General features: G+C 71.2%; 2 protein-coding genes and 1 pseudogene. 1 reads left to right on the top strand and 2 read right to left on the bottom strand.

The genetic code is table 11. The annotated features are described in order from the left end of the window. A partial coding sequence (locus tag R6V09_RS50225; RefSeq protein ID WP_317888102.1) for an AMP-binding protein occupies nt 1–961 on the bottom strand: 961 nt, incomplete at its 3' end. Nucleotides 962–1,128: 167 nt separating this feature from the next. On the opposite strand from R6V09_RS50225, the gene R6V09_RS50220 reads away from it, so the two are divergent. Next, complete coding sequence (locus R6V09_RS50220) at nt 1,129–2,514, top strand: aminotransferase class V-fold PLP-dependent enzyme (protein ID WP_317888101.1); 1,386 nt, start codon at nt 1,129–1,131, stop codon at nt 2,512–2,514. 28 nt (nt 2,515–2,542) lie between these two features. Here R6V09_RS50220 and R6V09_RS50215 read toward each other — a convergent pair. After that, nucleotides 2,543–2,794: pseudogene (locus tag R6V09_RS50215) on the bottom strand (hypothetical protein); the annotation flags it as partial.

Raw genomic sequence — 2,794 nt, 5'->3', positions numbered from 1 at the left:
CCGCCGCGAACTCCCGCGCGGTCGCGGCGGCCCGCTCGAACAGCGCGCCGCGGCCCAGCTGTTGGGCCGTCCGCAGAAAGGTCTTGTAGATCTTCTCGAAGACCGACGGCACGGCGTAGAGGTAGGTGGGCCGGAAGGAGCGCAGCCCCGACACCAGCGCGGCCTCGGTCATCTCCGGCTCGTGGGCCATTAGCCAGCCGCCGCGCATGCACAGGCCCTGGATCATCAGGCCGTACACATGGGAGAACGGCAGGAAGGCCAGCACGGTCGGCTGTTCGCCCTGGGGGGCCGCCGTGTTCGGCCAGCCCGAGAGCAGGGTGTCGCAGGGGCTGGCCAGGCTGCGATGGCTCAGCGCGCAGCCCATGGGGCGGCCCGAGGTGCCCGAGGTGTAGGCGACGACCGCGGTCGAGTCCGGCATCACGATCCGGCGCAGCGAGTCCACCGTGGTCTGCGGGATGTACGTGCCCCGCTCGACGAGTTGGGGCAGCGCCCCGGAGTCCAGCTGCCAGACGTGCCGCAGCAGCGGCAGCGCGGCACACACCGTGCCGACCGTCATGATGCCCTGTTCGTCCTCCACGACCACGGCCACACAGTTGGCGTCCCGGAGTATCCACTCGACCTGCTCGCGCGAGGACGTCGGATGGACCGGAACCACCTCGGCGCCCACGGCCCACAGGGCGTGGCTGAACACCGTCCACTCGTAGCGGGTGCGGGCCATGATCGCGACCCGGCTGCCCGGCGAGATACCGGAGGCGATCAACCCCTTGGCCACGTCGACGACTTCGTCCCGCAGCTCGACCGCCGTCACCTCCTCCCACACCGTGGAGGAAGAGTCGGGCCGGCGTGCGATCAGCGGAAGGGTGGGGTTGACGACCGCGGTCTCGAAGACGCTGTCGGCGAGGCCGCCGGTCAGGGTGGTCCGGGGAGAGGTGGGGGGTGGAGCGACGGCGAAGTCGCGCATGCGCTGCTCCTGGGTTGTACGGGGCGTGACTCTGCCGATCATTACTGTTATCGACGGTGCTCGAATGTAGCCCAGGTGTGAGCGATTGGTGAGGGGAACCGGGAAGTGCCCTTACGGAGTTTGCTGGTTGAGTGGGACCGACCTGACAAAGCGGGGTGTACGAGGACGTGAGCACGGTGGATCTCGACGAGTTGAGGGCACACGATTTCGGCTATCTGGACGCCGAAGGACACACCTATCTCGACTGCATGGGCGCGGGACTCGCCCCCAGCTCACTGGTCCGGGCCAGCGCCGCACGGATCACCGGGGGCGTCTTCGGCAACCCGCACTCGGAGAGCCCCGCTTCACGCGCCTCCGGCGGCCTGCTGGCCGAGGCCCGCGCCGCGGTGCTGCGGCACTTCGCCGCCGACCCGGCCGAATACACGGTGGTGTTCACCGCCAACGCGACGGCCGCGCTGCGCCTGGTCGGCGAGTCGTACCCGTTCGCACCGGGCAGCCGGCTGGTGATGCTGCTCGACAACCACAACTCGGTGAACGGACTGCGGGAGTACGCCCGCGCCGCCGGCGCCAGCACCGAGTACATCCCGGTCCACGGCCGGGAGTTGGCCGTCGACGAGGAGCGGCTGCGCACCGCGCTCACGGCCCGCAGCCGCCGCCGCGGACTCCTCGCCTATCCCGCACAGAGCAACTTCACCGGCGTACGGCACTCCCTGGAGTGGATCGCCACCGCGCAGGAGCACGGCTACGACGTCCTGCTGGACGCCGCCGCGTTCGTCCCCGCCAACCCCCTCGACCTGTCCCGCTTCCACCCGGACTTCACCGTGGTCAGCTGGTACAAGGTGTTCGGCTACCCCACCGGCATAGGCAGCCTGATCGTCCGCCGCGAGGCCCTCGCCCGGCTGCGCAGGCCCTGGTTCTCCGGCGGCACCATCTACGCCGCGAGCGCCCAGGCGCAGTGGCACGTCCTCGCGGACGGCGAGGCGGCCTTCGAGGACGGCACCGTCAACTTCCTCTCCATACCGGACATCACGGCCGGCCTGGAGTGGATCGACGCCATCGGCATGGACCGGGTGCACGACCACGTCGCCCGGCTCACCGGCCAACTCCTCACGGGAGTCGCGAAGTTACGGCACAGCGACGGCTCCCCGATGGCACGGGTCTACGGCCCCACCGACAGCGGACCCGCACGCGGCGGCACCGTCGCCCTCAACCTCCTCGGCGCGGACGGCCGGGTGATCGACGAGCGGGTCGTCGCCCGGGACAGCGCCGAGCGCCGCATATCGCTCCGCTTCGGCTGCTTCTGCAACCCGGGCGCCGGGGAGGCCGCGTTCGCCCTGCCCCTGCGCGGCCTGCGCTCGGCGGCCCGCAGACCGATGCGCTCACTGGAGGATTACCTCGACGTGCTGGGGCTGCCGTCCGCGGGCGCCGTACGGGTCTCGGTGGGTGTCTCCTCGCAGCCCAGGGACGTGGAAACGTTTCTGGAGTTCGTCGCGGACACCTACCGCGACCGCGTACCGACGGTGGCCGGCCTCCCCGACCGGGCAGGATGCTGAACTGAGGGGCTGTCGGGGTGGGGCCGGCTCAGCGGCCGGAGCGGGCGGCCTGCACCCCCTGACGGCACCTGCGCACCAGCACCGCCCAGGTCGCCGCCAGGAACAGCACCGCGAACAGCAGATACGCGCCGCTGGCCCACGGCCCCGCGTGGACGATCGCGTCGGTGAGGCCGCTGGCGGCGTGGGAGAAGAGCGCGTTGCCGATGACGGCGACCCCGAGCGCCCCACCGAACTGCTGGGCCGTGGACAGGATTCCGGACGCGCCGCCCGCCAACTCGCC

The sequence above is a fragment of the Streptomyces sp. W16 genome (genome assembly GCF_033194735.1).
In the GTDB taxonomy this organism is placed as follows: Bacteria; Actinomycetota; Actinomycetes; order Streptomycetales; family Streptomycetaceae; genus Streptomyces.
Note: the sequence above shows the minus strand (reverse complement) of the source record. Positions and strands in the feature narration are given on the sequence as shown.